The following is a 692-nucleotide window of genomic DNA, read 5'->3' as shown; positions in this document are numbered from 1 at the left end:
AGCTGGGTCGATATCCCAAAGTTCCTTGATGCCGATACCGTAATGCTGAGGATCTTTTCCTTCATCTAGGTTGAACTTAGAGATGATTTCTTTGCCAAGATGTCCACGACAACCTTCAGCAAACATTGTGTATTTAGCGTGTAACTCCATGCCTGGCATGTAAGAGTCTTTTTGTTGGCCGTCTTCGCTGATGCCCATGTCGCCAGTAGCAACACCTTTTACACGACCATCTTCATGGTATAAAACTTCTGCTGCAGCAAAGCCTGGGTATACTTCTACGCCAAGTCCTTCAGCTTGCTCGCCTAACCAGCGGCAAACGTTGCCAAGGCTAACAATATAGTTGCCATCGTTGTGTGTAGGTTTAGGGATAAAAGCGTTTGGAAGTTTTACCGACTTTTCCTGATTGGTCAGGAAGTAAAATTCATCACCTGTTACAGCGGTATTTAATGGTGCGCCCATTTCTTTCCAATTAGGGAACAGCTCATTTAACGCTGTTGGTTCTAGAACTGCGCCAGACAGGATGTGGGCGCCAACCTCAGATCCTTTTTCTACAACGCATACGCTGATTTCATTACCAGTCTCTTCNGCGATTTGTCTTAGACGACAGGCTGCTGATAATCCAGCGGGGCCACCGCCGACAATGAGTACGTCAAACTCCATCGATTCACGTTCCACAATAGGTCTCCTCGTGC

Annotated in this window: 1 protein-coding gene; it reads right to left on the bottom strand. The window is 46.7% G+C overall.

Annotation, left to right across the window (positions count from 1 at the left end; translation table 11 throughout):
* A partial coding sequence (locus tag A3756_RS02420) for an NAD(P)/FAD-dependent oxidoreductase (protein WP_156490206.1) occupies positions 1–675 on the bottom strand: 675 nt, incomplete at its 3' end.
* Positions 676–692 lie beyond the last annotated feature (17 nt).

Source organism: Oleiphilus sp. HI0086 (genome assembly GCF_001635225.1).
This window is presented reverse-complemented; position numbering and strand designations above follow the sequence as displayed.